The 26,436-nt window shown below is 71.4% G+C and carries 27 protein-coding genes and 2 pseudogenes; 16 read left to right on the forward strand and 13 right to left on the reverse strand.

The annotated features are described in order from the left end of the window. Nucleotides 1–38: 38 nt before the first annotated feature. The 6 genes from AB5J49_RS46020 to AB5J49_RS46045 all read left to right on the forward strand — a co-directional run bounded on the left by AB5J49_RS46020 (nucleotide 39) and on the right by AB5J49_RS46045 (nucleotide 4,578). Nucleotides 39–1,043, forward strand: coding sequence for a sugar kinase (locus tag AB5J49_RS46020; RefSeq protein WP_369175480.1), 1,005 nt, complete (start codon nucleotides 39–41; stop codon nucleotides 1,041–1,043). 66 nt (nucleotides 1,044–1,109) lie between these two features. Next, nucleotides 1,110–1,616 (forward strand): SRPBCC family protein, encoded by a 507-nt coding sequence (locus tag AB5J49_RS46025; protein ID WP_369174820.1) that lies wholly within the window; start codon nucleotides 1,110–1,112, stop codon nucleotides 1,614–1,616. After that, the gene (locus tag AB5J49_RS46030; RefSeq protein WP_369174821.1) at nucleotides 1,616–2,674 is read left to right on the forward strand and encodes an LLM class flavin-dependent oxidoreductase; all 1,059 of its coding nucleotides are present in this window, start codon (nucleotides 1,616–1,618) and stop codon (nucleotides 2,672–2,674) included. The genes AB5J49_RS46025 and AB5J49_RS46030 overlap by 1 nt, the downstream gene beginning before the upstream one ends. Beyond that, nucleotides 2,671–3,174: a winged helix-turn-helix transcriptional regulator gene (locus AB5J49_RS46035; protein ID WP_369174822.1), complete on the forward strand. Its 504-nt coding sequence runs from the start codon at nucleotides 2,671–2,673 to the stop codon at nucleotides 3,172–3,174. Before AB5J49_RS46030 ends, AB5J49_RS46035 begins: the two co-directional genes overlap by 4 nt. 331 nt (nucleotides 3,175–3,505) lie before the next feature. Beyond that, nucleotides 3,506–3,961 (forward strand): hypothetical protein, encoded by a 456-nt coding sequence (locus tag AB5J49_RS46040; RefSeq protein WP_369174823.1) that lies wholly within the window; start codon nucleotides 3,506–3,508, stop codon nucleotides 3,959–3,961. Between the two features lie 179 nt (nucleotides 3,962–4,140). Then, a complete protein-coding gene (locus AB5J49_RS46045) occupies nucleotides 4,141–4,578 on the forward strand; it encodes an ATP-binding protein (protein ID WP_369174824.1) in 438 nt (145 codons plus the stop codon). A 67-nt stretch (nucleotides 4,579–4,645) separates the two neighbouring features. On the opposite strand, the gene AB5J49_RS46050 is transcribed toward AB5J49_RS46045, so the two are convergent. The 3 genes from AB5J49_RS46050 to AB5J49_RS46060 all read right to left on the reverse strand — a co-directional run bounded on the left by AB5J49_RS46050 (nucleotide 4,646) and on the right by AB5J49_RS46060 (nucleotide 6,595). Then, complete coding sequence (locus AB5J49_RS46050) at nucleotides 4,646–4,993, reverse strand: ATP-binding protein (RefSeq protein ID WP_369175481.1); 348 nt, start codon at nucleotides 4,991–4,993, stop codon at nucleotides 4,646–4,648. Nucleotides 4,994–5,233: 240 nt separating this feature from the next. Continuing rightward, complete coding sequence (locus AB5J49_RS46055; protein ID WP_369174825.1) at nucleotides 5,234–5,605, reverse strand: PRC-barrel domain containing protein; 372 nt, start codon at nucleotides 5,603–5,605, stop codon at nucleotides 5,234–5,236. A 150-nt stretch (nucleotides 5,606–5,755) separates the two neighbouring features. Continuing rightward, nucleotides 5,756–6,595, reverse strand: a complete 840-nt coding sequence (locus AB5J49_RS46060; protein WP_369174826.1) for a SigB/SigF/SigG family RNA polymerase sigma factor — start codon at nucleotides 6,593–6,595, stop codon at nucleotides 5,756–5,758. A gap of 362 nt (nucleotides 6,596–6,957) precedes the next feature. On the opposite strand from AB5J49_RS46060, the gene AB5J49_RS46065 reads away from it, so the two are divergent. Continuing rightward, complete coding sequence (locus tag AB5J49_RS46065; RefSeq protein WP_369174827.1) at nucleotides 6,958–7,833, forward strand: RNA polymerase sigma factor SigF; 876 nt, start codon at nucleotides 6,958–6,960, stop codon at nucleotides 7,831–7,833. A gap of 217 nt (nucleotides 7,834–8,050) precedes the next feature. Here AB5J49_RS46065 and AB5J49_RS46070 read toward each other — a convergent pair whose 3' ends face one another. Then, a complete protein-coding gene (locus tag AB5J49_RS46070) occupies nucleotides 8,051–8,521 on the reverse strand; it encodes an ATP-binding protein (protein WP_369174828.1) in 471 nt (156 codons plus the stop codon). Nucleotides 8,522–8,755: 234 nt separating this feature from the next. Here AB5J49_RS46070 and AB5J49_RS46075 point away from each other — a divergent pair, with 234 nt between their 5' ends. Further along, complete coding sequence (locus tag AB5J49_RS46075; protein ID WP_369174829.1) at nucleotides 8,756–9,157, forward strand: STAS domain-containing protein; 402 nt, start codon at nucleotides 8,756–8,758, stop codon at nucleotides 9,155–9,157. A gap of 167 nt (nucleotides 9,158–9,324) precedes the next feature. Here the strand turns inward: AB5J49_RS46075 and AB5J49_RS46080 are convergent, their stop codons facing one another. Beyond that, the gene (locus AB5J49_RS46080) at nucleotides 9,325–9,804 is read right to left on the reverse strand and encodes a MarR family winged helix-turn-helix transcriptional regulator (RefSeq protein WP_369174830.1); all 480 of its coding nucleotides are present in this window, start codon (nucleotides 9,802–9,804) and stop codon (nucleotides 9,325–9,327) included. An 834-nt stretch (nucleotides 9,805–10,638) separates the two neighbouring features. Between AB5J49_RS46080 and AB5J49_RS46085 the strand changes: the two are divergent. The 5 genes and pseudogenes from AB5J49_RS46085 to AB5J49_RS46105 form a co-directional block, all read left to right on the forward strand. After that, a pseudogene (locus tag AB5J49_RS46085) lies at nucleotides 10,639–11,487 on the forward strand (STAS domain-containing protein); the annotation flags it as partial. Between the two features lie 46 nt (nucleotides 11,488–11,533). Further along, nucleotides 11,534–11,956: an STAS domain-containing protein gene (locus AB5J49_RS46090; protein ID WP_369174831.1), complete on the forward strand. Its 423-nt coding sequence runs from the start codon at nucleotides 11,534–11,536 to the stop codon at nucleotides 11,954–11,956. Next, nucleotides 11,953–12,396 (forward strand): anti-sigma regulatory factor, encoded by a 444-nt coding sequence (locus AB5J49_RS46095; RefSeq protein ID WP_369174832.1) that lies wholly within the window; start codon nucleotides 11,953–11,955, stop codon nucleotides 12,394–12,396. The genes AB5J49_RS46090 and AB5J49_RS46095 overlap by 4 nt, the downstream gene beginning before the upstream one ends. Next, complete coding sequence (locus AB5J49_RS46100; protein WP_369174833.1) at nucleotides 12,396–13,469, forward strand: ATP-binding SpoIIE family protein phosphatase; 1,074 nt, start codon at nucleotides 12,396–12,398, stop codon at nucleotides 13,467–13,469. Before AB5J49_RS46095 ends, AB5J49_RS46100 begins: the two co-directional genes overlap by 1 nt. Then, on the forward strand, nucleotides 13,466–15,208 hold the full coding sequence (locus AB5J49_RS46105) for a PP2C family protein-serine/threonine phosphatase (RefSeq protein WP_369174834.1): 1,743 nt from the start codon (nucleotides 13,466–13,468) through the stop codon (nucleotides 15,206–15,208). Before AB5J49_RS46100 ends, AB5J49_RS46105 begins: the two co-directional genes overlap by 4 nt. Here the strand turns inward: AB5J49_RS46105 and AB5J49_RS46110 are convergent. After that, the gene (locus AB5J49_RS46110; protein WP_369174835.1) at nucleotides 15,175–16,221 is read right to left on the reverse strand and encodes a zinc-binding dehydrogenase; all 1,047 of its coding nucleotides are present in this window, start codon (nucleotides 16,219–16,221) and stop codon (nucleotides 15,175–15,177) included. The genes AB5J49_RS46105 and AB5J49_RS46110 overlap by 34 nt on opposite strands. A gap of 42 nt (nucleotides 16,222–16,263) precedes the next feature. Then, entirely contained in the window at nucleotides 16,264–17,088 is an 825-nt protein-coding gene (locus AB5J49_RS46115; protein WP_369174836.1) for an IclR family transcriptional regulator, read from the reverse strand. Nucleotides 17,089–17,135: 47 nt separating this feature from the next. On the opposite strand from AB5J49_RS46115, the gene AB5J49_RS46120 reads away from it, so the two are divergent. Continuing rightward, entirely contained in the window at nucleotides 17,136–18,851 is a 1,716-nt protein-coding gene (locus AB5J49_RS46120) for an IlvD/Edd family dehydratase (protein WP_369174837.1), read from the forward strand. A gap of 53 nt (nucleotides 18,852–18,904) precedes the next feature. On the opposite strand, the gene AB5J49_RS46125 is transcribed toward AB5J49_RS46120, so the two are convergent. Both AB5J49_RS46125 and AB5J49_RS46130 read right to left on the reverse strand, forming a co-directional pair. Further along, entirely contained in the window at nucleotides 18,905–19,399 is a 495-nt protein-coding gene (locus AB5J49_RS46125) for a peptidylprolyl isomerase (protein WP_369174838.1), read from the reverse strand. Between the two features lie 297 nt (nucleotides 19,400–19,696). Continuing rightward, nucleotides 19,697–20,386 (reverse strand): GAF and ANTAR domain-containing protein, encoded by a 690-nt coding sequence (locus AB5J49_RS46130; protein ID WP_369174839.1) that lies wholly within the window; start codon nucleotides 20,384–20,386, stop codon nucleotides 19,697–19,699. Nucleotides 20,387–20,441: 55 nt separating this feature from the next. Between AB5J49_RS46130 and AB5J49_RS46135 the strand changes: the two genes are divergently transcribed. Then, nucleotides 20,442–20,729: a hypothetical protein gene (locus tag AB5J49_RS46135; protein ID WP_369174840.1), complete on the forward strand. Its 288-nt coding sequence runs from the start codon at nucleotides 20,442–20,444 to the stop codon at nucleotides 20,727–20,729. Here the strand turns inward: AB5J49_RS46135 and AB5J49_RS46140 are convergent. The 4 genes and pseudogenes from AB5J49_RS46140 to AB5J49_RS46155 form a co-directional block, all read right to left on the reverse strand. Then, entirely contained in the window at nucleotides 20,726–21,718 is a 993-nt protein-coding gene (locus tag AB5J49_RS46140) for a TAXI family TRAP transporter solute-binding subunit (protein ID WP_369174841.1), read from the reverse strand. The two genes, AB5J49_RS46135 and AB5J49_RS46140, sit on opposite strands and share 4 nt — an antisense overlap. Further along, complete coding sequence (locus tag AB5J49_RS46145; RefSeq protein WP_369174842.1) at nucleotides 21,715–23,133, reverse strand: ATP-binding protein; 1,419 nt, start codon at nucleotides 23,131–23,133, stop codon at nucleotides 21,715–21,717. Before AB5J49_RS46145 ends, AB5J49_RS46140 begins: the two co-directional genes overlap by 4 nt. An 18-nt stretch (nucleotides 23,134–23,151) precedes the next feature. Continuing rightward, nucleotides 23,152–23,810: pseudogene (locus AB5J49_RS46150) on the reverse strand (response regulator transcription factor). A 16-nt stretch (nucleotides 23,811–23,826) separates the two neighbouring features. After that, a complete protein-coding gene (locus AB5J49_RS46155; protein ID WP_369174843.1) occupies nucleotides 23,827–25,173 on the reverse strand; it encodes an MFS transporter in 1,347 nt (448 codons plus the stop codon). 165 nt (nucleotides 25,174–25,338) lie between these two features. Here AB5J49_RS46155 and AB5J49_RS46160 point away from each other — a divergent pair, with 165 nt between their 5' ends. Then, a complete protein-coding gene (locus AB5J49_RS46160) occupies nucleotides 25,339–26,430 on the forward strand; it encodes a DUF3533 domain-containing protein (protein ID WP_369174844.1) in 1,092 nt (363 codons plus the stop codon). Nucleotides 26,431–26,436 lie beyond the last annotated feature (6 nt).

The raw sequence follows: 26,436 nt of genomic DNA on the forward strand, positions 1-26,436 counted from the left end.
CACCCGCATCCGGCATGAACGCCGCACCGGCATCCGGCATGACCGGCCCGTGGCGCCCAGCCTCCGGCCCGGTCGTCTGCATCGGCGAGACGATGGCGGCCCTGGCCCCCGACCCACCCAGCCCTCTGCTCAACGCGGCGCACCTGCGACTTTCGGTTGCCGGGGCCGAGTCGAACGTCGCCATGTACCTGGCCGACCACGGCATCCCGGCCGCCTGGCTGTCGGCACTCGGCGACGACCCCTTGGGGCGCCGTGTCCGCGCCACGGTCGCCGCCGCCGGCGTCGACGTGTCGCACGTACGCACCGACCCGCATCGTCCGACCGGTCTGCTGGTGAAGGACCCGGGCGCCGCCGGGACCCGCGTCCACTACTACCGACGCGGTTCGGCCGCCTCCGCCCTGGGCCCCGAGGTATTGGACGGTCAGCCCGCCCGTTCGGCCTCGCTGCTGCACCTGACCGGTATCACGCCGGCGCTGTCCGCGTCGTGCCGCCAACTGGTGGCCCGGGCACTGGCCGCCGAGCCCGGCACCCGCCCGTACCCGGTGAGCTTCGACGTGAACCACCGTGCCGCTCTGTGGCCGGACAGGTCGGCCCCTGCCGTGCTGCGCGAACTGGCCGACCGGGCGGACATCGTGTTCGTCGGCCTGGACGAGGCACAGGACCTGTGGGGGGAGGAACTGACGCCGGCAGGCATACGGGCTCAACTCCCGCGCCCCCACATCTTCGTCGTCAAGGACGGAGCGAACGCCGCGACCGCGTTCACCGATGAGGGCGTCGTCACGGTGCCGGCGCCACGCACGACGGTGGTCGAGGCCGTCGGCGCCGGTGACGCCTTCGCGGCCGGTTTCCTCGCGGGCCTGCTGAGGGGCGCGACCACGACACGCGCCCTCCGGCTCGGCCACATCACCGCGGCCTCCGCCCTTCAAGTGACGGGAGACCACGGCCCGTTGCCCGGCCCGCAGGAGATCGAAGCGCTGCTCGCCCTCCCGGCGGGGGAGTGGCAGAGCGGGCCGGCGGCCGCGCCATCACCGACTGAGCATTGACGCCGTGAGTCTCGTTACGCAACTCTGGAGGTCACAGTCCTTCGTCGTGGAAGGGGTTGATGCGCAGTGGAGTGGACGGGTGCACGCTATGCGGACATGCCCACGGTGCAAGTGCGGGCGTGGGTCGACGCGCCGCCGGACCGGGTGTGGCGGATCGTTTCCGATGTGACGTTGATGCCGGCCATGAGCGATGAGCTCCAGTCGGTCGAGTGGCTCGACGGCGCGGCAGGGCCCGCCGTGGGTGCTCGCTTCGTCGGCCGGAGCAGGCACGAGGACTTCGGGGAGTGGGAGACCACCTCGCACGTCATCGAGTGCGAGCCCCCGCGCGCCCTTGCCTGGGCCGTGGCCGACCCCTCTCGTCCCAGTGCCGTCTGGCGCTTCCGGCTCGAACCCAGGGACGGCGGAACCGAGTTGTCCGAGTGGATGCAGATGGGGCCCGGACGGTCCGGTCTGTCCTTCGCCATCGACCGGATGCCGGAGAAGGAAGAAAAGATCGTGTTCGTGCGTATGCGGGAATTCGAGGCCAACATGACCGCCACCCTGGGGCACATCAAGAAGCTGGCGGAGGCGTGATGCGGGCCGCGACCACTGTCGAGGCGTGCGGACTCGGTTCCTGGACACAGCAACGGGACTTCGTCGTCGAGGCGGAGAAGCTCGGCCTCGACATCTGCTGGGTGGCCGAGGCATGGGGCTCCGACGCGCCCTCCGCCCTCGGCTACTACGCCGCCCACACCGAACGCATGCTGCTGGGCTCCGGTGTCATGCAGGTCGGGACGCGCAGTCCGGTGGCTCTCGCGCAGACCGCGATCACCCTCGCCAACCTGTCTCAGGGACGCTTCGTGCTCGGCCTGGGCCCCTCGGGTCCCCAGGTGATGGAAGGGCTGCACGGCGTTCGCTTCGCCCGCCCGCTGGCGAGGGTGCGCGAGACCGTGGAGATCGTGCGGCAGGCACTGACCGGCGGCAAGATCGACCACTCCGGCACCGAATACCGCATCCCCCTGCCCGGCGGGGACGCCGTACCCATGAAGCTGTCGATGCGAGCCGAGCACCCCGTACCGCTCTACCTCGCTGCCCTGTCACCTGCCATGCTCCGGCTGACCGGCGAGGTCGCGGACGGCTGGCTCGGCACGAGCTTCGTGCCCGAAGGAGCGGCGGACGCCTACTTCGCTCATCTCGACGAGGGGCTCGCGCGCGGCGGGCGCGTCCGTGCGGATCTGGACGTCTGCCAGGGCGCCGAGGTGGCCTTCGCCCCCGACGAGGAGGCGCTCGGCGCCATGGTGGCCGGCCGCAGGAAGGAACTCGCCTTCAGCCTCGGCGGCATGGGCTCGGCGTCCACCAACTTCTACAACCGCGCCTACAGCAGGCAGGGTTGGGCGGAGGTGGCCGAGGAGGTACGGCAGCGCTGGCAGGCGGGGGACCGGGACGGGGCGGCCGCGCTGGTCACGGACGAGATGGTCCTCGCGACGACGCTGATCGGCACGGAGAGCATGGTGCGGGAGCGGTTGCGCGTCTGGCGCGACGCCGGTGTGGACACCGTGCGCCTGTATCCGGCCGGTGCGGACATGGCCGCCCGGCTCGACACGCTGGGCCGTGCGATCGAGCTGGTCCACGAGGTCGGAGCGCAGCCGTGAGCGCGCGCACGTCCTTCGCCAACTGGCCGTGCTCGATCGCGCGGACCCTGGACGTGGTGGGCGACGCCTGGACCCCGCTGGTCCTTCGGGAGGCCTTCTACGGCAGCTGCCGGTTCGAGGAGTTCCAGGGGGAGTTGGGGATCGCCCGGAACACGCTCACCGACCGGCTGCGTCGTCTGGTCGAGGCGGGGCTGATGGAGCGACGGCTCTACGAGAGCGAGCCGCCCCGCCACGAGTACCTGCTCACGGAGCAGGGCAAGGACCTCTTCCCGGTCCTCGCCGCGATGGCACGCTGGGGCGACCGCTGGCTCGCCGGGCCCGAGGGGCCTCCGACCACCCTGCATCACGAGGCCTGCGGCCACGACGGTCACGCGGAGGTCGTCTGTTCCACCTGCCGCGAGCCGCTGCACGCCGACACCACGACCGTCCGGATGGGCCCCGGCTATCCGGAACGGCTCAAGTCCCGGCCCGATGTACAGCGCCGCTTCTCGCCGGACTGACCGGGCAAGGCGATGCGCGTTCCGCCGCACATCCGGATGCAGCAGATGCCGGACCGGCGGTGCGGCGGCGGCCAGCAGCCGCAGCAGGGTGGACTTGCCGGAGCCGTTCTCACCGATGGCAGCGGGCACGGGGGTAGGGGCGCGTTCGCGCATGTGACTTTCCCTGGGATGCGCGGTGTCTACGCGCAGCGGAGCGGCGGCGTCGGCCAGTGTTCCCCGGGGATACGGCAACGGTGCGCGTCGCCGTACAACCCTTGAGGCATGTGGCTGGTCTCAACCACCGTACGAATCAATCCGATCTTTCAGTACATCTCGTTCCACGGGGGAACATATGAACCTGGTCCGCAACCACAACCGCACGCGTCGCGCCGTGACCGCAGCCGTCACCCTCCTGATGGTGACCGTCCTTGGTGTGGCGGGTGCCGGGGCGTCCAACGCCGAGACCGCGGCACCGCAGACACGGCAGATAGCCTCGTCCGTCCTCGGCAGCGACTACAAGCTCACGCTGACCGCCCTGCGGTCGACCGAGGACCAGTACGCCGCCTCGGTGCGGCTGCAGGTCTACACCCAGAGCGGTGGCGCCTGGAAGGAGTCCGACCGGGTCACCGTGGGAGACGTCGACGGATGGTTCTGGTACCCGCTGACGGGCAGTGGTGCCGTCTGCGAGTTCTCCACCGCGAGCACGGAACCCGCGCCGCTCACCGTGAGCCTGCTGATCACACCTTCCATCGGCTGCTCGGAGCCCACGCACTACGTGGTGAAGCAGGGCAAGGTGTACGCCGGCTGACCCGCGATCCGGTCGGCACAACAGGCTCTGTCGTCGCTCTCGTCCGTGGTGTCTCGCCGCTGCGACCAATTTCGGACGCGTAGCCGCGCTCTGGCTGGGAACCAGCGGGGTGGAAGCAGCACGAGAAGCAGCACGACGAGTCACGGCGGCCGACGAGCGGACGGGCCGAAGAAGGTGTGATGGCGACCGAATCGCGTGGGGGCGGCAAACCGTCCTCCGAAGAGATCGAGGACCGGGAGGTCAGGTTTGACGGGGGATTCGGCGATGTGACGAGAGCCCGCCTGTGTGCGGAGGAGTTCCTGACCACGTTGGCGCGGTCCTCACCGCCGGCGGCGCCCGAGTACCGGGACGACATCCTGCTGGTCGTCAGCGAGCTCGCCGCCAACACCATCCAGTACGCTCCGGGACCGTTCGAGCTGATGCTGCGCAAGGCGTTCGACGGTGTTCACGTGACGCTCAGCGACACGAGCACCACTCCACCGGCGCCACGGCCCTTCCACCCCGGCAAGGGCGGTGGCGGCGGTATCGGCTGGTACCTGATCCACACTCTGTGCGACCAGGTCAGCGTGGTGGTGCGTGCGGACGGCAAGGATGTGCACGCGTTTCTGCCCTGGTGAGGTGCCCGGGTGAGGTGCCCGCAGCCCGAGGAGAGCCCGACGAGCGGACTTGCGCGCGAGCGGGCTCTCACGTCAGCGGCACCAGCACGCCGACCGTCTTGCCGCCCTCCCGGCGGCGCTCGATGAGGATCTCGCGGGACAGGCGGATGATCAGCGGCCATCCGTATCCGCTGCCTTCGTGCGTGCGGGGCAAGGTGCCGGGCCCGTAGGCGGCGGACGGCACGGCGTCGCTGTAGTCGTGCACGCTCAGCTTCACCCCCTCGGGAAGCAGGGCCAACTCGAACCCCGCGAGGCCACCACCGTGCCGGATGGCGTTGGTGACGAGTTCCGACACGACCAGCAGGAGGTCCATGACGGCTCTCTCACTCGCCGGGCCGGACGGGGCACGCCAGTGCTCGGCCACGACCGATCGCACATAACTGCGCGCTGTCGCCGCACTGGTGATCGGGATCGACCGCCCACGCGCCGTCCCGCTGCTCCCGGCCGGAGGGCGCTCCGCCGGCTTCACGATCGCTCGTTCGCTGCCTGCGGGATGCTCGTCGCTCCCCGAGCATCGCAGGCGCATACCAAGAGCACTGCGGCTTGTGTCACTTCACCATTCCTCGCACGCTGTCGTCTCCGCTCCTCGTCGTCCGTCTGCGTCCATGCGGTTCGGCTACCCGCTCGCGCCCGAACCATGGGGCAGAGCGGCGTAATACGCACCGACGGCGGACAGATACCCGGGATCGAGGGTCTCGCGGTCGGTCTCGAAGCGGGGAGCCGCCTTGGCCTCTGCCCGGGTGCACCCCACGGTGACCACCCGGGTCTCCATGTCGACGCCGGTGACCGTGCCCGCGGGTATCAGCAGGCTTCTGCCGAACACCCATGCGCCCGTGTCGACGATCAGGTGCCGCAGGGGAGTGTCGTCGGCCTGGCGGTCCACATGGCCGACGACCCCGTCGGTCGCCTCGACCGTGAACCCTGTGAGCGTCCGCCCCTCCTGGTGGCCGCTTCCGGGCGGGTACGACCAGATTCTGTCGGTGCTCACATCGCTTCCTTCTTCCTGTCGACGTCGCTTCCTTCTGTGCTCGTGGCCGTCGGGACGGCTCTTTGCGCGCTCGTGGCCCTCGGGACAGCTCGCTCTGTGCTGCCGTGGCTGGCGCGACAGCCTGCCTTGACCCGGACCCGTCGCCTCACCTCAGCGCCCCGGCTCCGCCCCCCGGTCGAGGGCTTCGTCCCGCACCCGCGCGCAGCACCGGCTGATGATCCGGGAGACATGCATCTGGGAGATGCCCAGGCGATCGGCGATGCGGCTTTGCGTCATGTCCTCGAAGAAGCGCATGTACAAGATGGCGCGCTCACGCTCGGGCAGGCGTCGCAGCCCCTCCTTCGCCGCCTCCCGGTCGACGACGACGTCGTACGCCTCGTCGCAGCTGCCGATCGTGTCGGCGAGGCTGAAGCCGTCGTCGCTCGAGGACATCTCGGCGTCGAGGGACAGCGTGCTGAAGCTCTCCAGGGCCTCCAGCCCCGCGTTGACCTCCTCCTCGGTGAGCCCCGTGTGGGCGGCGATCTCGGCGACCGAGGGGGTGGAGCCGGCGGCGGTCTCGGCGAGGTCGCGGCGCGCGAACCGCACCTTGTTACGCAGCTCTTGGACGCGCCGGGGAACCCGCAGGGCCCACATCCGGTCGCGGAAGTGCCGCTTGATCTCACCGGTGATGGTGGGCACGGCGTAGCTCTCGAAGGCTCCTCGTCCGGGCTCGAAGCGGTCTATCGCCTTCACCAGTCCGAGGGCCGCGACCTGGCGCAGATCCTCCAGCGACTCCCCGCGGTTGCGGAATCGGCCGGCGATGCGGTGGGCCATGGGCAGCCACGCCTTGGTCAGTTCGTCGCGTACCGCGTCTCGTTCGGGGCCTTCGGGCAGAGCGGACAGGCGGGCGAAGTCGGCCGCGGTGTCGGGGGCGTCGTCGTGGACGCGTCCGCCGGACACGCGGGGGCGGGCGGCGAGGTCGGAACCATGTGCGGACGTCTCAACCAGCATGGGGAACAGCTCCTGAACGGCGTTCTCAGGGAATCTCCGTGGCAAACGGTGCAGGGGCACGGGGCACGAAGGCCCCGGATCGGTCACACCTGTAGCACCGGTGCGCCTCTGGTCCGAAGCACGAAATCCCGCATGCCCCACGACTGAGCACGCAAACGGCCGCGGACGCACGAGGGTCGAGAAAGGGACGGGCGCCCGCCGGGGACTTCCGCGGACGATGTGTCCGGAATCGACCCCGCCCAGGGGCGACTTCACGCCAGAACTCACCACCGTGCCGTGTTTCCGGTGTCGGAAGGGGAGTGAGCCGCGCGAGCCCGGGCACGCGGGGAAGGACAACTGGCTCCGGCGATCGGGAGGACGGCATGGCAGCCGTGACGGTGGCGCAGGCAACGGCCACGGCACAGGAGACGGTCACGACGGACGGGGCGGCGCTGCCGCTGATCGAGGATCCGACGAGGGTGAGGCCCCAGGACGCACGCGAGTTGTCGCGGCAGTTCTTCGACCGACTGGTCATGCTGGAAGAGGGCACGCGCGAACACCAGTACGTAGGCAACACGCTGATCGAGATCAACCTGTCGCTCGTGCGGTACGCCGCGTCGCGCTTCCGCGCCCGTGGGGACTCGCTGGAGGACGTCGTCCAGGTCGGCACCATCGGGCTGATCAAGGCCATCGACCGCTTCGAGGTGTCCCGGGAGGTCGAGTTCACGACGTTCGCCGTCCCGTACATCGTCGGTGAGATCAAGCGCTTCTTCCGCGACACGAGCTGGGCGGTCCATGTGCCGCGCCGGCTGCAGGAGGCGCGCGTGGAGCTGTCCAGGGCGACGGAGGAGCTCCGCTCCCGTCTGGGTCGCACGCCGACCACCCGCGAGCTCGCGCAGCTGATGTCGCTGTCGGAGGAGGAGGTGATCGAGGCCCGCAAGGCCGCGAACGGCTACCAGTCCGCCTCCCTCGACGCGGCCGTCACCTCCGACGCCGGGAACGGCGAGTCCGTCCTGGCCGACCTCCTCGGTGCGGAGGATCCGTCGCTCGAGCTCGTCGAGGACTTCCACTCGTTGGCACCCCTGATCGCCGGTCTCGACGAGCGTGAGCGCCGGATCATCCATCTGCGTTTCGTCGAGGAGCTCACCCAGGCGCAGATCGCCGATCGCATCGGCGTCTCCCAGATGCACGTCTCACGTCTCATCAGCCGCATCATCAAGCAGCTGCGCGCCGGGTTGCTGGAGCCTGGGGTGGCCTGAGCGGTTCCGACGGGTTGGTTCGCTGTCACCTGCATCTGCTGCATCTGCATCGCGCCGGTCGGGTCGCCTGAGCGGTGTTGGCCGAGGGGCCGCGGCCGAATGGCCGTCGGCCTGTCCGGCTCGGCCTGTCCGGCTCGGCCTGTCCGGCTCGGCCTGTCCGGCTCGGCCTGTCCGGCTCGGCCTGTCCGGCTCGGCCTGTCCGGCTCGGCCCGTCCGGTCAGGTTCCGCCGAGCCGGTGTTGGCATTGTGCCGGCAGGGCGATCACCGCGGTGACGCGCTTGCCGCCGGCCGGAAGATCCGACACCAGCACGGTCCGGGACAGTCGGCACACGATCGGCCAGCCGCGGCCTCCGCAGCGGTGTCGTCCCTGACAGTCGACCGAGTCCACGGCGACCGGCCGACGCCGTTCCCGGTCGCTGACGGACAGGTACAGGTTCTGGCCGACGACCTCGACATCGAAGTCGGTGACGCCGCCGCCGTGCAGCATCGCGTTGGTCGTCAGTTCCGATGCCACCAGCAACGCGTCCGAGAGTGTGTCCGGCCCGCACGCGGTGCCGCGGGTGCGCGACTGTTCGGACAGGGCCCGCCGCACGGCTCCGCGTGCCTCGGCCGGACTCAGCGGTCCGTGGCGCACACGGCCCGCGGCCGCCGGGCTTTTGGTGGCGCCGGTCCGGTACTTCTCATTCATCCTTTCGCTCCCTGACCGAGGCAAGGGGTTCTCTCTCTTCGCGTGACCCGTCGACCGGCCGTCAAACCGCTCATCGGGCAGTGTGCTGGGGAGATTCGGGGGTAGGCGGGCGAACGCATCGACGGGCGGCCGACAGCGGCGCCTAGCCGGCGCGACAGGAGTGTGGCCCCGCGATGCATCAAATCCGTCTGTCGGGGCACCCGTCCCGATCGTCAGCGCCTATGGGAGGTACTTGTGTCCGTTGCCCAGAATCCCTTGTCGATCAAGGTGGAACTGCCCCGTGAGGACGCCGTGCTGCTCACGGTCGAGGGCGACCTGGACATGGATACAGCCACCGAGTTGCAGCATCACCTCGCCAACCAGCTCCACCACGGCCGACGCCACTTCCTGCTCGACATCGCCGACGTTCCCTTCATGGACTCGTCCGGCATGAACATCATCCTGCGGGCCTACCAGGAGGTGCGGGAGATTCCGGGCGGTGTGTACGTCATCTCCCCGGCGCCCGCCGTCCGGCGGATCCTGGACCTCACCGGTGTCAGCATCACCGTGCCGATCGTGGGGAGTGCCGAGGAGGCGCTCGCGGTCGCGGATTCGGAGGCGGCGGACCCTGAACCGCCGGCCCCGACGGAGGGGTGAAGGCCCTTCTCGGAAAGGCAGTTCATCGATCGCGAACCGCACTCACAGCGCTGACAGTTGCCGTTTGACAACTGTGGCCGTGGGGCAACAGAGTGAGCGAGTCAAGCGCGGGAGGGGTGTGGAACGTGCGGGTCAGCAACGACGACCTCCCGCGTCGTCGGCGGGATTCAGGCGCTCCTGACATCGCAGGCTTCGTCGCCTTCATGGACCTCCGCGGACGCTGCGGCGCAGAACGCCTCCAGGCCTTCCAGCAGAGCGGTCCGCTTCGTGACGGGCATCTGCTCCAGCACGGACTGCAGGGCGGCTTCGCGTCGTGCGCGCAGCCCCGTCAGAAAGGACCGTCCGTGACGGCTCAGCCGCAGACGCAGTTCGCGGCGGCTGGAGGCGCTGGGCCCGCGTTCGACGAAGCCCGCCGCCTGGAGGCGGTCGCACAGCCGACTGGTCGAAGGCGGCGTGGAGCCGAGGGCCTCGGCGAGCATGCGCAGGTTGATGCCGTCGGTGTGTTCCAGGATGAACAGCACACGGATCTGGGAGGCGGACACCGGCGCTGTCGAGGCCCGGCCCCACAAGACCTCCAGCAACTCGGCGGCCTCCGAGGTCACATGCGCCACCTCGACCGGCCGCGGATGCGAGTAGGAGGAAGTCACGCCTCCACTCTTTCAGGCTTCACGGACACTGTCAGCCCGCCGGTTCGGACTATACGCACAGAGCGGTAGATACGGACAAGAGCGACCGATGGACGGCCTCCCCGACAGCGCGGGTCCGGCGCCGTCACCGTGACGAGAATGGCGTATCCGACATCGTGAACAGATTCGTGGCAGCCGAGCGGGCGCTTCGTTCCGTGGCCCCGTGCCGGCTGGTGGACGTGGCCCGCGAAGTACCGTGCCACGCCGACTCGGCGACGACCGCCCCACTCTTCCCGGGCGACTACGGCCTCGCCACGCCGCGGCAGCCCGTCCACCCGAATCCGAGCCCGCCCGAGTCCGCGCCGACGCACGGCACCCCTGCCTGCCGGGCCTTCGGATCCCAGGAACCGGTCACCGAGACGCTGCCCGACGGCCCGCTGCGCCTGCACCTGCACCTGCCGGTGACCGTCAGCGGCGACCGGCTCGGTGTGCCGGCCGCCACGATGCACCCAACCGAACAGGCCGAAAAGGCCGAACAGGCCGAGGAGTGCCGGGCCGAACCGGCCGACGCCACCAACGGCCTGGGCGAGGGCATCGAGGCCTCCCCCCTGACCAGCCCGAGCATCAACGCAGAGTGCCACGCACGGCGCGCGGACGTGCCCCTCGCGGACCGGGCCGCACTCGCCGACCGTGCCTCCCGCGCCCCCCACACCCAGTACCGCGGCACACCGTGGCCGAGGACGACGTACTCGTGGTCTGTCCCGGCGCGTTCGGGCCGGGTCAGACACCTTGACCGTGCCGTCCGGCGCTCCCCGTGCGATCGGGGCGGCGCACACCGTATGAGGAGGGAAGCACGTGCCGGAGCAGCAAGCGGCAGACGAACAGACCAACCCGGCCCAGGAGGTCGAGGGCTTCCTACGACGGCGCCGGGAGCAGATCGCCCAGCGTTGGGCCGACGCGGCGCTGCTGCGCACCGTGTTCACCGTCTCCCGGGACGAAGCGGTGGAAGCCGGCCGGGCCATTGCCGAGGCGTTGGCCGCGGTGGCCGCCTCCGGGCGCCTGGAGGATTCGGAGGCGGACGGTTTCGCCGTCGTCCGGGAGCAGTTGGCGCGTACGGCGCATTCCCGGGCGCGTGCCGGCGCCACCATCGCGCAGATCTCGGCGGAGATGGACGCGCTGCGACCGCCCGTCACCGACCTGCTGCTCGACGAGCTCACCGGCTCGCCCGCCGAGCACCTGCGGGAGTGCACGACGGCGCTGACCGTACTGATGGGCACCCTGCGCCTGGTCATGCTGGAGACCACGATGAACGCCGGGCAGGAGCTCATCAACCGTCAGCGGCTCGAACTGCTCGAAATCGCCACGCCGGTGATCAAGCTGTGGGAAGGCATCGTCGCCGTACCGCTGATCGGCACGCTCGACAGTGCCCGCAGCCAGGTGGTGATGGAGACGCTCCTGGACGCCGTCGTCGAGCAGCACGCCCGCTTCGCGATCCTGGACATCACCGGCGTGCCGACCGTCGACTCCCTGGTGGCGCAGCATCTGATGAAGACCGTGGCGGCGGCGCGGCTGATGGGAGCGGAGTGCATAGTCTCCGGGATCCGGCCGGCCATCGCGCAGACCATCGTCCACCTCGGCATCGACCTGAGTTCGGTGCTCACCCGCGCCAGTCTCGAGGACGCCTTGGGCTACGCCCTGCGGCAGCAGGGCCGCACATCGTGCCGAACTCCGCCTCGGCCGTGGAGGCCAGGTGACCAGCGCGTCCACCTTCCCGTACGAAGGACACGTGCCCGTACTGAGGCTCGGCGGGATCCTCCTCGTCACCCTCCAGGGCGACCTGTACGACAGCACGGCGGAACAACTGCGGCAGGACATCGGCGAGACCGTCTCCGACAGCGCGATCACCGGCGTGGTCATCGACCTCTCCGGTGTCGAGATCGTCGACTCCTTCATGGGCCGCGTGCTCAGTGACGTCGCGGCCATGACCCGGCTGCTGTCCGCACAGACCGTGGTGGCGGGGATGCGCCCGGCGGTGGCCATCACCCTGGTCGAACTCGGCCTGACCCTGCCGGGACTGCGCACCGCTCTCACCACCGAGGACGCCCTGCCCCTGCTCGGTTCCGAGGTGTCGGTCCTGCCCCGTGCCGGGCGCGGACGCCGGGAGCGCCCGTGACCCACAGCACCGGCAGCGTCTCCGCCTGCCTGCCGATCCACTCGGACCTCGATCTGGTGCGGGTACGGCAGCATGTGCGGCAGATGACCGCCCACCTCGGGTTCGGTCTGGTCGAGCAGACCAAACTCGTCACCGCGGCCAGCGAGCTGGCCCGCAACGCCCTCGTCCACGGCGGCGGGGGCCAGATGGAGTGCACGCCGGTGACCAACGGCGGGACACAGGGACTGCGCCTGGTCTTCAGCGACCACGGCCCCGGCATCGCGGACCTGGACCAGGCCCTGAGCGATGGCTACACGTCCGGTGAGGGACTGGGGATGGGGCTGGGCGGCGCCCGGCGTCTGGTCCACGATTTCTCCATCGACAGCCGCCGTGGCACCGGCACCACCGTGACGGTGACGTCCTGGATCTCCCGGCCGCCCCGCCCGCGCGAGGCGCCCTGATGCCGCGCGTCTGGGAGGTTCCGGTGCACGACTCGACCCGGGTACGCGACGTCCGCGTCGCGGCCGGGGCCGCCGCACGCCATGCCGGTCTCGTCGAGGAGAGGATCGCCGCCGCCGAACTCGTGGCCACCGAACTCGCCACCAATCTGCTCAAGCACGCCGGCGGCGGATGGATACTCCTCGACCTGGTGGGCCCACCCGTTCCGGCCTACGGCGACGAGAGGACCGCGAGGGTGCAGATCATGGCCGTCGACCACGGGCCCGGCATGCCCGACACCGCCGCGGCGCTGCGCGACGGCTACTCGACCGCCGCATCCCTCGGTGCCGGCCTCGGTACCTGCCTGCGCACCGCCGACGACTTCGGCCTGCACAGCACACCCGGACGGGGCACCGTCGCCCTGGCCAGGATCGCTCCGCGCCCGAACCCCGGCACCACCGGCCCGCACCCCGTGCCGCTCCCGGTGCGCGCCGGCGGCATCAACATCCCCCTCGCGGGCGCGGAGTTCTCCGGCGACGCCTGGGCCTGCGTCCGCACAGCCGACCGCGTGACGCTGATGCTGGCCGACGGCCTCGGCCACGGACCCCTGGCGGCCCGTGCCTCCTCCGCCGCGGTGGAGACGGTGCGGTGCGCGCCCCACCTGCCACCGGCGGACCTGCTGCGGCGGCTGAACGGCGCCCTGCGCGACACCAGGGGAGCGGCCGTAGCCGTGGCCCAACTCGACGTCACAGCCGGACAGTTGCACTTCGCCGGAGTGGGTAACGCAGGCGCCCGGTTGCGCCGCGGCGACACCTGGCAGGGGCTGGTCTCCCACCCCGGTATCGTCGGCGCCCACCTCCCCACGCGTCTGCCGCAACAACAGCAGACCTGGACGGACGACTGCCTCCTGGTCCTGCACAGTGACGGCCTGCCGAGCCGCTGGAGCCCCGGCCCGGCCGCTCACGACCCGTCGCCCCTCGACCCCGCCGTGATCGCCGCATCGATCGTGCGGGACGCCAGCAGCCCAGCCCGGCCGGTACGCGACGACACCGCCGTCGTCGTGCTGAGCCCCTGCCCCCCGGACCCCTCCTCATGACCCGCACCTGGCACGTCCGCACCCTCACCGACGCCGCGCAGGCCCGCATCGCCACGGCGCGGCTGGCCGCCGCGTGCGGAGTGACCACCGTCGAGCGCACCCGTCTCGTGGCCGCCCTCACCGCACAGCTACGGCAGTGCCTCACCAAGGGAGGCGAGTGGCGGGTCGGCGTGGCAGCGACCCTGTCACCCGGTGGGGGAGACTTCAGCGTCGAGGTGGCTGCGGCCAAGCGACGCCCGGACGACCGGCAGCCCCCGTGGCGCGCGTCGGTCCCCTGCGCCGCGGACGCCGACGTCTTTGCTGCCGAGCGGGCCGCCGACGACCCGGTGACGCTGGCCGAGGCCCTGTTCGGTGCCGACGAGGACGCGGCCCTGCTGCTGGAGCGGCTCGACGAGCAGGAGGGGCTGGTCGCCTTCCACCGCGAGGAACTCCACCAGACCAACCAGGGCGTACTGGCGCTCCACGCCGAGCTGGACGCCGCAGGCCGCGCCCAGCGCGAACTCTTCGACGCCGAGCAGCAGGCCCGCAAGGAGGCGGAGAACGCCCGCGGCCGGCTGACCTTCCTGGCCGATGCCAGCGCCGCCCTGACGGCCTCCCTGAACCACGAGGCCATCGTGCGGCTGCTGCCCGCTCTGCTGGTGCCGCGATACGCGCGCACCGTCGACGTCTGGCTGTTCGACGACGTGGACGACGCGCTGCGCGGCGGCCCGCATCCGGCCGCAGCCGTCCTCGCGGCCCGCCGCGGCCGCCCGCAGTACGCCGCCGACCACCCCGGCCATCTGCCCGGCGTCGACGACCAGCCCCCCTCGGCCCTCGACCCCGGCAGACCCCTGCTGTGCATCCCCCTGCTCACCCGCCGGGGCTCGCAGGGCGTCCTCACACTGTCGCCGCCCGACAAGCGCTGGGACGCGGACGACGCCGTCATGCTGATCGAGCTCACCCGACGGGCCAGCATCGCCCTGGAGAACGCACGGCGCTTCGAGCACAACCGGGACATCGCCGAGACCCTGCAACGCGCCCTGCTCACCGAACTGCCCACCACACCCGGCCTGACCCTGGCCGCACGCTATCTCCCGGCCACCCGGGGCCTGAACATCGGCGGCGACTGGTACGACGCCTTCCGCCAGCCCGACGGCAGCCTGATCACCGTCATCGGCGACGTCACCGGACACGGGCTGCACGCCGCCGTGATGATGAGCCAACTGCGCACCGCCCTGCGCGCCTACGCCGTCGACGGCAGCAGCCCCGGCCAACTCCTGACGCGGCTGCACCTGTTCCTGCACCGCCTGCGCCTCGACCTCTACGCCACCGCGGTCATCGCCCGCTTCCACCCGGACGACCCCACCCTCACCTGGGCCGCCGCCGGTCACCCCCCACCGGTGCTGCGCACCCCCGACGGCCAGGTCCACACCCTCGACGCCAAACCCGGTGCCATGCTGGGCATCCCCCTGGAACAGGAGATCCACGACCACACCGTGCCGCTCCTGCCCGGATCGACGCTGGCCCTCTACACCGACGGTCTGGTGGAACGCCGCTCCCACGGGATCGACCCCGGTATCCGGCGCCTCGCCGAGGAACTGGGCGGCTTTCGCCCGGCCGAACTCGACGAGGACCTGGAGACGTCGGCCGACCGACTCCTGCACCCCCTGCTGAACGACTCCGAACACGACGACGACGTATGCCTGTTGCTGTGCCACGTGCACAGTCACGGGCGCGGGCGGCGGGCACCGGAGTCATGACGCCCGCGGGGGTTCACATGGATCTTGGGGCCGGGGCCGGCGCCCTTCGGCCGTTCGCCCGCGAGCACCGCGCCGACCTCGTCGAGGCTCACCGTGGCAGCGACGAGGGGTCTGGGGTCGACCGCTCCGGTCGCGTAGGCCCGGATGGTGGCGTCCAGGCCGGGAGAGGCGGACAGGACACCCACCGCGGTCACGTCCTTCAGCACTAGCGCGCGGGTGTCGATCCTGCTCGGCTCGCCTGCCAGCCCGATGTACACGACGCGGCCGGACGGCTCGACCGACTCCAGTGCCCTGGCCGGCAGATGGGCGGCGTTCGTCGCGTCGACGACCGCGTCGAAGGGCAGCTCCGGCAGGGACCGCTCGTCCCACACGTGCTCGAAGCCCAACGCGTGGGCGAACGCGGGTGAGCTGTCGGCACGGTCCAGCAGGTGGACTTCCGCGCCCGACGCCCGCAGGAACATCGCGACCAGCAGGCCGATGGTCCCGGGCCCCAGCACGAGAGCACGGTCCCCGGCGTGCACCGCCGCCGCCCGCGCCGCGCGCAGCGCGTTGCCGCCCGGCTCCACGAGCGCGCCGAGCACGGCGTCGACCGAGTCGGGCAGGGCGTGCAACGAGGACGCCGGTACGGCGAGTTGCTCCGCCAGGGCCCCGGCCCGCGCTCCGCGTATACCGACCTCCTGGCGCTTCTCGCACACGTGCTGACGGCCCCGCAGACAGCGGCGGCAGCCGCCGCAGCCGAGCATCGTGTCGCCCATGACGCGGCGGCCGATCCAGCCCGCGTCGACGCCCTCGCCGACCGCCGCCACGCGCCCGGCCCACTCGTGCCCGAGCCGCATCGGGTAGGAGGAGTGCCCTTGGTGGAGGTAGGTCATGGCCCCGGTGAAGAACTCCATGTCGGTGCCGCACACGCCGACCCGCTCGACGTCGACGACGACTTCACCGGGTGCGGCCACCGGCGCCGGGAGGTCCTGGACCTCGTACGCGCCGGGCGCGGTCAGGACGAAGGCGCGCATGAGAGGGCGGCTCCAGAGTGGGGTGGTGAGGGGCAGGGCATGTCAGCAGTGGGGTTCGCCGAGCGGGCCGAGCAGGGCGCGGATCTCGTCGAGGGCGTCGACGAGGGATGCCAACGGGGTCCGGTACGCCAGCGCGCTGACGCTCACGGCCCCGGAGGGCACTGTGGGCGAGGTCGGATAGACAGGCAGCGCAAGGCAGTTGACCCCGGTCTCGTTCTCCTGGTCGTCGATGCCGAATCCGCGCTCGCGGGTGGCCGTCAGATCGGCGTGCAGGGCCGCGGCCGTACCCAAGGAGCGTTCCGTACGACGCGCTGGCGGGCAGTCATCGATCCATGCCGCGACCTCCTCCACCGTGCCCAACCGCTGGGCGAGCAGGAGCTTTCCGACGGCGGTGGTGTGGGCGGGGTTGCGCCCGCCGATCGTCGACGTCAGCCGGACGGCACCGGTGGGCGGGTCGACCTTGGCGCGGTAGACGACCTCACGGCCGTCGAGCACCGCGTAGTGCGCGGTCTCGCCGAACCGGTGCGCCAGCGCTTCGAGCACGGGGCGGACACGGACCTGCTCGGGGCGGGCCTCGTGGTGGGCGAAAGCCATGCGCAGGAACTCGTCTCCCAGCACATAGCGTCCGCGCACGTCCTGGTCGGCCAGTCCGGCCCGCCGCAGCGCGCCGAGTGCCCGGTGGACGGTCGGCTTGGGACTGGCGACGGCCCGGGTCAGCTCCTCCAGCCCCACCCCAGCGGGATACCGGGCGAGCTCCTTCAGAACCGCCAGCACCCGGTCCGAGCCCACAAGACGGTTGCCCTCGGCGGCAGTTGCACTGTTCGCGCCGAGGGCTGTCGATCCGTCGTACGTCTGCGTATGCTCCATGGCGTTCCAGACTCTAGACCTCCGTACCGACTGCTGGAAGAGGTCCCATGGTGAGACTGCGCAGCGCACAGTGGTACGAGGGACAGGACCGTAACGCCTACATCCACCGGGCGTGGATGCGCAGGGGCGTTCCCGGCGACGCCTTCACCGGCCGACCGCAGATCGCCATCGCCAACACGGCCTCGGACCTGACCCCTTGCAACGCCCATCTCGACGAGGTCGCCTCCTCGGTGCGCGACGGCGTGTACGAGGCGGGCGGCATCCCACTGGACCTGCCCGTGGTGTCGCTCGGCGAGACGAACGTACGGCCCACCGCCATGCTCTGGCGCAACATGGCCGCGATGGCCACCGAGGAGATGCTGCGGGCCAACCCGATCGACGGCGTCGTCCTGCTGGGCGGCTGCGACAAGACGATCCCGTCGCTGCTCATGGCCGCCGCTTCGGTGGACCTGCCCGCCGTCGTCGTACCCGGCGGGCCGATGCTCACCGGGACCTTCCGGGGCACACCGCTGGGCTGCGGCACCGACGTGTGGCGGCTCTCGGAGGAGGTGCGGGCCGGGACGCTCTCGCAGGAGCAGTTCACCCGCTCCGAGTCGGCGATGATCCGCAGCCGCGGCCACTGCAACACCATGGGCACCGCCTCCACGATGGCCCTGGTCGCCGAGGCCCTGGGCACGGTCGTACCCGGCGTGGCCGGAACCCCGGCCCCCGACAGCCGCCTGCTGGAGGCCGCGCACCACACCGGCCGACTGGCGGTGGACATGATCAACGCCGACCGCCGGCCGGGGGCGATCCTCACCAGGGCGTCCTTCCACAACGCGATCGTCGCGCTCGCCGCCATCGGCGGCTCGACCAACGCCGTCGTCCACCTCCTGGCCATCGCGGGCCGTCTGGGCATCGACCTCACCCTCGACGACTTCGACCGCATCGGCTCCCGCGTCCCGGTCCTGGTGGACCTCCAGCCCGCCGGTCGCTTCCTCATGGAGGACTTCCACCGCGCCGGAGGCCTGCTCGCCGTCCTGCGCGAGGTCCGCGACCTGCTCGACCCCGACGCGCTCACCGTCACCGGCGAGCCGTTGGTCGACTCACTCGACGACGCCCCGATCTGGGACCACGAGGTCATCCGCACCCGCGCCGAACCCCTGGTCGCCGAGGGCGGCATCGCCGTCCTGCGCGGCAACCTCGCACCCGACGGCGCCCTCGTCAAACCCGCCGCGGCCTCCCCGCACCTGCTGCGCCACCGCGGCCGGGCCGTCGTCTTCGACTCCATCGAGGACTTCCACGCCCGTATCGACGACCCGGACCTCGACGTCGACGCCGACTCCGTCCTCGTCCTGCGCGGCTGCGGCCCCAAGGGCTACCCGGGCATGCCCGAGGTCTCCAACATGCCCCTGCCGAAAAAGCTTCTCGAACAGGGCGTCCGTGACATGGTCCGCGTCTGCGACGGCCGCATGAGCGGCACGGCGTACGGCACCGTCGTCCTGCACGTCGCCCCCGAGGCCGCGGCCGGCGGCCCCCTCGCACTGGTGCGGACGGGGGACTTCATCACCCTGGACGTCGAGGCCCGCTGCATCGACCTCGACGTGCCCACCGACGAACTCGCCCGCAGGACCCCCAGCAAGGCGACCGTCGCCGGCTTCGCCGATCCCCGGCGCGGCTGGGAACGCCTCTACATCGACCACGTCCTCCAGGCCGACACCGGCGCCGATCTCGACTTCCTCGTAGGGTCCAGCGGCTCGGAGGTGAGCCGCGAATCACACTGACCGCGGCGGCGACGGGGCAGGCCGGTCAGGGCCTGCCCCCTGCAACCGGGTCGTCAGGCGACGACGCCGCAGTCGTCGATGACGATCTTCTTGGCCGTCGTGCCCGAGCGGCTGCCGAGGCCCTCGATCGCCTTGACGATGTCCTCGCCCTCGACGACCTCGCCGAAGACGACGTGCTTGCCGTCCAGCCACGGCGTCACCACGGTGGTGATGAAGAACTGCGAGCCGTTCGTGCCCGGACCCGCGTTGGCCATGCTCAGCAGGAACGGCCTGTCGTGCTTGAGCTGGAAGTTCTCGTCCGCGAACTTCTCGCCGTAGATGCTCTTGCCGCCGGTGCCGTTGCCGTTGGTGAAGTCACCGCCCTGCAGCATGAACTCCGGGATGACCCGGTGGAAGGGCGAACCCTTGTAGCCGAACCCGTTCTGGCCCGTCGCCAGCTCACGGAAGTTGCGCGCGGTCTTGGGTACCACGTCGTCGAACAGTCGGAAGACGATGCGGCCGAGGTCCTCGCCACCGGCCGAAACCTTGAAAAACACGTTCTCGCTCATGGTCATGATTCTCCACACCAGGCGGCCTGAGATCGAATCGGCCGCGCGTGGCGGTCCCTGACCGCGTCTCGGCGGCGGCGACGCGCACGCAATGTGATGGCCTCGACACATATCGTCATGCCGCCGCGCCCTCAGCGCCTCCGCTCGGCGCGGAGCAAGCCCGCGGGCGTCGATCCGAGTGAAACGCGCGGGGCTGGGGACTTGGCGTGCAGGCCGGCTCAGCGGCGTTCCCCGTGGGGGCTGGTCCGGCCAGGCTCCTCTGGTTCAGACCACGAGCCGGGGGAGCCGCCCGGATGGTCATGACAGGGAGCCGCGGTCACAGATCAGGCGCGCGACCTCACGGAGTTTGACGTTGTTCTCCTGCGAGTAGCGGCGGAGCACGTCGAAGGCCTGCTCCTCGGTGAGGTCGTGGCTGCCCATCAGGATGCCCATGGCCTCGCCGATCATGTGGCGGGTGGCGACGGCGTGCTCCATCTGGGCGTGCGAGCGGGCGCTGGAGAAGGCGACCGCGGCGTGGGAGGCGAGCAGCCAGCCGGCCAGCTCACCGGCCTCGGTGAAGGCGCCGGCCTTGCGCGCGTAGAGGTTCAGCGCGCCGAGGTCCTCGTCCTCGGTGTACAGCAGAAAGCCCATCATGCTGCCCACGCCGAGTTTGTGGGCCTGGGGTGCGAAGGCGGGCCAGCGCGGCTGCTCCCGGGTGAAGTCCTTGATACGGAACACCCGCTCTCCCTGCGCGGTGCGGGCGGCATCGAAGCACGGCCCCTCGCTCAGCTTCTCCTGCAGCCGGTCACTGTCGACGACCAGCTCCTCGGTGGGCGCCAGCGACTGGACCTTCTTGCCGTGCAGCACCAGAATGCCGGCCGCGTCGCAGCCCTCCACCAGGTCGACGGCCGATCCGGTGATCCGCTCCAGGGTGGCGTCCACCGACTCCTGCGCCAGCAGATCCCGCGCCATCGACGCCATCTGCTGCGCGAACCGAGCCCAGTGCATCACCCTCGCCACCTCTCGGTTCGCTTCGGTAGGTGTCTACCCAGCATTTCATGCCATGGGCAGGGCCCGGCTCCGTGAGGCCGGGCAGCATCGCGCGCATCGACTCGTGCAGGGGCTGCGGTGGCACCACGGCGACGAGGCCGCTGACCGGCGGCCCGGCGAACAGAATCCAACGGGTGCGCAGGCTGTTGCAGGGGTGTCCCAGGCCAGCGCTGTGCAGGTCTGCGGCGCCCAGCGCGAAGGAACCTTGCAGGTAGGCGCCGACGAACGTGTCGCCGAGGATGCCGAGTACCGCGCCGACGAAGTCGGCCAGGAGCGCGTCGAGCTCCTGACGAGTGGCTAACCGTGCAGCTCGCGGTAGGCGACGACCGCCCCGGAATGCAGAGGGACGACGCCGGTGGAGATCAGGCTGCGGACGTCGAGGAACTGGGTGCCGAGGGCCGTGGTGGGGACGAGCCGGGTGGCGTTGCGCACCAGGACGTGGGTGAGGGCGGCGGCGATGGGCGCGGGCAGATCGGGACGGCACAGGAGCAGGTTGGCCACGCCGATGGTGCTCACCTCGGGAGTTTTGCGATACGCCCCGGCCGGCACCGTCACCGCCTCGAGACCCGATCCGGCGCGTTCCGTACCGGCGCGCAGGCGGGGCAGAAGGCCGGCCAGCGGCAGGAGCCGGATGCCGGGCCTGACGTCGAGGCCGGACAGCACCGGCAGCGGTACGCCGCCCGCGACCAGCAGGGCGTCGATGGCGCCGTCCACCATCGCGCGCGCCGCCTGCGGCATCAGCAGGTGGCGGACACGGACGTCCCTCCCCGGGGTCAGGCCGGCCGCGCGCAGCAGACGGTCGCCGAGCACGGCACCACCGGACGCGGGCGCGCCGAGCGAGATGGTGCGCCCCGCCAGGTCGGCGACGGTGCGGATACGGGCGTCGGCGCGCACGGCCAGCTGCACGTAGTTCTCGTAGACCCGGCCGATCGCACGCAGCGGGACACGGCGGCCGAACGGTGCCGATCCGCCGTACGCGGCCCACGCGATGTCGGCCAGGGCCAGCGCCACCTCGGCCCGCCCCGCCTGCAGCAGCCGTACGTTGGCCACGCTGGCCTCGCTGTGGATCACCTCGCAGGAGATCCGGGGGTACGCCACCGTCACCTGCTCGGCGAGCAGCCGGCCGAAGGCCGCGTAGAAGCCGTCGGCCTCGCCGGTCGCGATCCGCAGCCTCCCCGCCGGGCCACGGTCCGCGTGCCGGGCGTCGGCCGTCCCGGCGGCCGCGAGCAGCCCTGAGCACGCCGTGGCTAGGGCTGCGCGCACCGCGGTGCGGCGGGCGGGGCCGGTCATGCCGTACGCCCCTTCGCGCCGGACGCCCCGTGCTCGGCACGGGGGAGCCGCACCCTCACCCGCAGGCCGTGCGGCTCGGCCGCCGCGAACTCGATGCGTCCGCCCCGGCCGGCCGCCAGCTGCTCGGCGATCGCCAGCCCGAGGCCGCTGCCGCGTACCTCGCGGTGCCGCTCCGAGCGCCAGAAGCGGGTGCCGGCGTGGGGGAGTTCGCCGCTGGCGAGACCCGGGCCGTCGTCCCGTACCTCGAACACCGCGTCCGGTCCGTCGGTGAAACAGCGCGTCTCGACGCGGGCGCCGCTCCCGGCGTACTTGATCGCGTTGTCGAGCAGGATGTCGGCCACCTGGGCCAGTTCGCCCTCCGTGCAGGCCATGAGGACGGACGGGCCCCGGGAGAACTCAAGGCGGACTCCGTCCTGTTCGGCCACCAGGTGCCACAGCTGTGCCTGCGCGGCGATGACCGCCGTCGCGTCGCAGCACGCTTGTGGCCCGTCCGTCACGGCCAGTTCGCCGGCGCGGTGTTCGGCGTGGGCGAGCGCGAGCAGGTCGTCGAGGAGGTGCTCCATGCGTTCGAGTTCGGCGGTCACGCCCGTGTACGTGCGGGTGGCGGAGTCGGGCAGGCGGGGCTCGAGGGAGTCGATGCGCAGGCGCAGTGCGGCGAGCGGGTTGCGCAGCTGGTGCGAGGTGTCGGCGACCAGACGGCGCTGCTGTTCCAGCGCGGTGGTCACCGCGTCGGCCATACGGTTGAAGCCAGTGGCCAGCTGGCGCAGTTCGGGCGGGCCGCCGGCCCGGGCGTGCTCGGCCGGCAGCCCGGCCGCGAGCGTGCCGACCGCGCGGTCGAGGCGATGCAGGGGGCGTACGACCCACCGCGTGGCGGCGCGGGCTAGCAGCACGCACGCCACCGCGAACAGGCCCGCGCCGGCCAGGACCAGCGCCCAGCGCAGGGCGATGTCGTCGGCGGCGGCCCGCACCGAGGCCCGCAGCACCACGGCACCGGACACCCGGGTGCCGGTGCCGACGGGGCGGGCGAGCAGTTTGTCGCCGCGCGACCAGGGGCGCAGCGTGCCCCCGGGCGAGACGGGCTGGTTGCGCAGCGCCGCGTCGACGAGGCGGGCGACGGCCGGGTCCGCGGCGTGCATGCCGCCGGTCTGCGCCACGGGGGCGCGGCGGGCGTCGACGACCACGACCGACTCGCCGTACAGCTCGGTGTACCGGGTGACCTCGGCGGTCAGCGCGCCGGGGTCGCCGCTCTCGGCGGCCTGCTCGGCCAGCCCAGCGAAGCGGTCGAGGTCGGCGGTGCGGGCCGCGACGAGCTGCTCGGTGCGCTGGGTGGCGGTGACGCCCAGCAGCGGCACGGCGAACCCGGCCACCGCGAGCACAGCGAAGGCCAGGACGACGGTCAACACCCGGGTACGCATACGAGGGCCCTTGCCGGCTCAGCCGCCGAACCGGTAGCCGAAGCCGCGGATCGTGGTCAGTACCTCGGGGCGGCCGATCTTGGCCCGCAGCTGGGTGAGATGGACGTCGAGCGAACGGGACACGGCCAGGTAGGCGTCGCCCCACACCTCGTCCATCAGCTGCTGGCGGCTGACCGCCGTGCCCGCCCTGGTCGCCAGCGCGGCGAGGACCGCGAACTCCTTGGTGGTCAGCCGCACCTCGGCCCCGCCGACCGTCACCCGGCGCGCGTCGAGGTCGACCTCGACGTCCTCGGCGCGGACCGTTCGCGGCGCAGGAGCGGCGGCGTCGCGGCGCGGCGGGTGACGGCCTCGATTCGGGCCAGCAGCTCGGCCAGCCGTACCGGCTTGACCAGGTAGTCGTCGGCGCCCAGCCGCAGGCCGCGCACCACCGACCGTTCGTCGCCCCGCGCGGTGAGGACCACCACCGGCAGACCGCTCACCGCGCGCAGCTTGCGCAGCACTTCGAGGCCGTCCAGGTCGGGCAGGCCGAGGTCGAGCAGCAGCAGGTCGGCCTGCCGGTGACGGACCAGGACCTCCTCGCCGCGCCGCACCCGGGTGGGCAGATGACCGTGCTCGTACAGGGCCTCGGTGAGGGCGTCGGCCACCCCGTCGTCGTCCTCGGCCAGCAGCACGCGCACGGTCGCCTCCCTTCCGTCAGTGGTCGCGGGTCTCGCTCTCCAGCGGCGATCCGTCGGACGTCTCGCGCATCCGAATGTAGACGAGCAGCGAAATCAGGACGCAGGCGGTGACGTAGTAGAAGTACCAGCTCTCGTGCCCGGCGTTCTTGAACCACAGGGCCACGTACTCGGCCGTCCCGCCGAACACGGCCACGGTCAGCGCGTACGGCAGGCCGACGCCCAGCGCCCGGATCGAGGTCGGGAACAGCTCGGCCTTCACCACCGCGCTGATCGAGGTGTACAGGGAACTGACCGCCAGCGGCCCGACCATGAGCAGGAACGCGTACACGGGATCGCTGGTGTGCGACAGCAGCGTGAGCGAGGGCACCACGACCACGGCGCCCAGCACTCCGAACGCGATCAGCATCGGACGGCGCCCCACCCGGTCCGACAGCAGCCCCATGACCGGCTGGAGCAGCACGAACACCAGCAGCGCGAAGAAGTTGATCCAGGCCGCCGTGGGCTTGGCGATACCGCTGGTGTTGACCATGAACTTCTGCAGATACGTGGTGTACGTGTAGAAGAACAGCGTGCCGCCCATGGTCAGCCCGACCACGACCAGGCACTGCCGGGGGTAGGACAGCAGCATCCGCAGACTGCCCCGCGCCGGCCCACCGCTGTTGCCTTCCTCGCTCTCGGCCGCGACCCGCTCGAAGCTCTCCGACTCGTCCATGCCACGCCGCAGCCACAGCACCACGATCGCCCCCGCGGCACCGACGATGAACGCGACCCGCCAGCCCCACGCCTCCATCTGCGCACCGCTGAGCACCTGCTGCAGGACGATCTGCAGACCGAGCGCCGTCAACTGGCCGGCGATGAGCGTGACGTACTGGAAGCTGGAGTAGTAGCCGCGCCGGCCCGGCGACGCCACCTCCGACATGTAGGTGGCCGACGTCGAGTACTCACCGCCGACCGACAGGCCCTGCAGCAGCCGCGCCGCCACCAGCAGCACCGGCGCGGCGACCCCGATCGAGCCGTACGACGGGGTCAGCGCCACGATCAGCGAGCCGGCCGCCATGAGCGTCACCGACAGCGTCAGCGCCGCGCGCCGCCCACGCCGGTCGGCATAGCGGCCAAGGACCCAGCCGCCGATCGGGCGCATCAGGAACCCGACCGCGAACACCGCGGCCGTGTTCAGCAGTTGGGCGGTCTGGTCGCCGGACGGAAAGAACGCGGCGGCGAAGTACACGCTGAACGCGGTGTACGCGTACCAGTCGTACCACTCGATGAGGTTGCCGATCGATCCGCGCACGATGTTGCTGACGACCCTGCGCTCTGCGCGGCGCGACTTCTGCGCGCTCACGGGCGTGGTCTGTGTGGCCATCGAAAACTCCCTTGTCTGCGGCCCGGGAGCACACAGAGTCGAGGGCACGACGCGGCCGTTCAACAGCGCGAACGAAGTCCTAACAGTCCCTTAGGGCTGAGGCGGAGGCGGAGCACGACATCCCCGGCCAGGGGCTCGTTCACGCACCGTGCGATCATCGGCCCCGTGAACTCCCAGTCCAGCCCTCCCTCGGGTATATCCCCCACGGACTCCGACGCCGATGCCTCCGTCGACTCCGCTGCCAAGACCCCTGGTTTCGTCGCCGAGTTGAGGGACGCCGTAACGCTCCGTGCCTTCGGGCTCGTGCTCGGTGGCCTGCTCGTCCAGCTCGCCTTCGTCGTCTCGTACGTCGGGGCCTTCCACTCGCCCACGCCGCACCGGATCCCGGTCGCGGTGGCCGCTCCGCAGCAGGCGTCCGCGAAGATCGTCGCCCAGCTCAACGCCCTCGACGGCAACCCGGTCGAGGCCACGGCGGCCCCCAGCACCGCCGACGCCCGCCAAAGGGTCCTCACGCGGAAGGCCGACGCCGCCTTCCTCTTCGACGCGACCGGCACCAAGGACACCCTCCTGGTCGCCTCCGCCGGCGGGCCGTCGGTGTCGCAGACCGCCACGCAGATCGCCCAGAAGATCGAGGCGGCGCAAAAGCGCCAGATCACCGTCACCGACATCAGGTCCCCGAACTCCGGTGACGGGCGCGGCATGACGTCCTTCTACCTCGTGCTCGGCTGGGTGATCGGCGGCTACCTCACCGCGACGATCATGGGCATGGCCGCGGGATCCCGGCCCGCCAACCGCCACCGCACCCTCATCCGGCTCGCCGTCCTCGTGCCGTACGCGATCGTGTCGGGCATCGCCGGAGCGGTGATCGTGGGGCCGGTGTTCGACGCGCTCGGCGGCCACTTCTGGGCCCTGGCCGGCATCGGCACCCTCGTCGTCCTCGCCTCGGCGGCGACCGCGCTCGCCCTGCAGACCCTGCTGGGCCTGCTGGGCACCGGCGTGGTCGTCCTCCTCTTCGTGGTGCTGGGCAACCCCAGCTCCGGCGGGGTGTACCCGGCGCCGCTGCTCCCGTCGTTCTGGAGCGCGATCGGCCAGGCCCTGCCACCCGGGGCGGGCACCACCCTGGTCCGCAACACCGTGTACTTCTCCGGCAACGCCACCACGTCGGCACTGTGGGTGCTCGGCGCCTATGCGGCGGGCGGTGCGCTGCTCGCCTGGTCGGCTTCGTGGTGGCGCGAACGCGGACCCGCCGGCGCCTGACCCGCG

The organism is Streptomyces sp. R28, from assembly GCF_041052385.1.
Taxonomy (GTDB): Bacteria; Actinomycetota; Actinomycetes; order Streptomycetales; family Streptomycetaceae; genus Streptomyces.

Excerpts from the sequence above, each read along its gene's own strand:
- AB5J49_RS46130 (WP_369174839.1), bottom strand. The coding sequence starts at position 20,386 with ATGCACTGGGCTCGGTTCGCGCAGCAGATGGCGTCGATGGCGCGGGAT.
- AB5J49_RS46030 (WP_369174821.1), top strand. The coding sequence starts at position 1,616 with ATGCGGGCCGCGACCACTGTCGAGGCGTGCGGACTCGGTTCCTGGACA.
- AB5J49_RS46070 (WP_369174828.1), bottom strand. The coding sequence starts at position 8,521 with ATGAATGAGAAGTACCGGACCGGCGCCACCAAAAGCCCGGCGGCCGCG.
- AB5J49_RS46125 (WP_369174838.1), bottom strand. The coding sequence starts at position 19,399 with ATGAGCGAGAACGTGTTTTTCAAGGTTTCGGCCGGTGGCGAGGACCTC.
- AB5J49_RS46065 (WP_369174827.1), top strand. The coding sequence starts at position 6,958 with ATGGCAGCCGTGACGGTGGCGCAGGCAACGGCCACGGCACAGGAGACG.
- AB5J49_RS46110 (WP_369174835.1), bottom strand. The coding sequence starts at position 16,221 with ATGCGCGCCTTCGTCCTGACCGCGCCCGGCGCGTACGAGGTCCAGGAC.
- AB5J49_RS46140 (WP_369174841.1), bottom strand. The coding sequence starts at position 21,718 with ATGACCGGCCCCGCCCGCCGCACCGCGGTGCGCGCAGCCCTAGCCACG.
- AB5J49_RS46120 (WP_369174837.1), top strand. The coding sequence starts at position 17,136 with ATGGTGAGACTGCGCAGCGCACAGTGGTACGAGGGACAGGACCGTAAC.
- AB5J49_RS46100 (WP_369174833.1), top strand. The coding sequence starts at position 12,396 with ATGCCGCGCGTCTGGGAGGTTCCGGTGCACGACTCGACCCGGGTACGC.
- AB5J49_RS46115 (WP_369174836.1), bottom strand. The coding sequence starts at position 17,088 with ATGGAGCATACGCAGACGTACGACGGATCGACAGCCCTCGGCGCGAAC.
- AB5J49_RS46020 (WP_369175480.1), top strand. The coding sequence starts at position 39 with ATGACCGGCCCGTGGCGCCCAGCCTCCGGCCCGGTCGTCTGCATCGGC.
- AB5J49_RS46105 (WP_369174834.1), top strand. The coding sequence starts at position 13,466 with ATGACCCGCACCTGGCACGTCCGCACCCTCACCGACGCCGCGCAGGCC.
- AB5J49_RS46155 (WP_369174843.1), bottom strand. The coding sequence starts at position 25,173 with ATGGCCACACAGACCACGCCCGTGAGCGCGCAGAAGTCGCGCCGCGCA.
- AB5J49_RS46040 (WP_369174823.1), top strand. The coding sequence starts at position 3,506 with ATGAACCTGGTCCGCAACCACAACCGCACGCGTCGCGCCGTGACCGCA.
- AB5J49_RS46135 (WP_369174840.1), top strand. The coding sequence starts at position 20,442 with ATGGGCAGGGCCCGGCTCCGTGAGGCCGGGCAGCATCGCGCGCATCGA.
- AB5J49_RS46145 (WP_369174842.1), bottom strand. The coding sequence starts at position 23,133 with ATGCGTACCCGGGTGTTGACCGTCGTCCTGGCCTTCGCTGTGCTCGCG.
- AB5J49_RS46045 (WP_369174824.1), top strand. The coding sequence starts at position 4,141 with ATGGCGACCGAATCGCGTGGGGGCGGCAAACCGTCCTCCGAAGAGATC.
- AB5J49_RS46060 (WP_369174826.1), bottom strand. The coding sequence starts at position 6,595 with ATGCTGGTTGAGACGTCCGCACATGGTTCCGACCTCGCCGCCCGCCCC.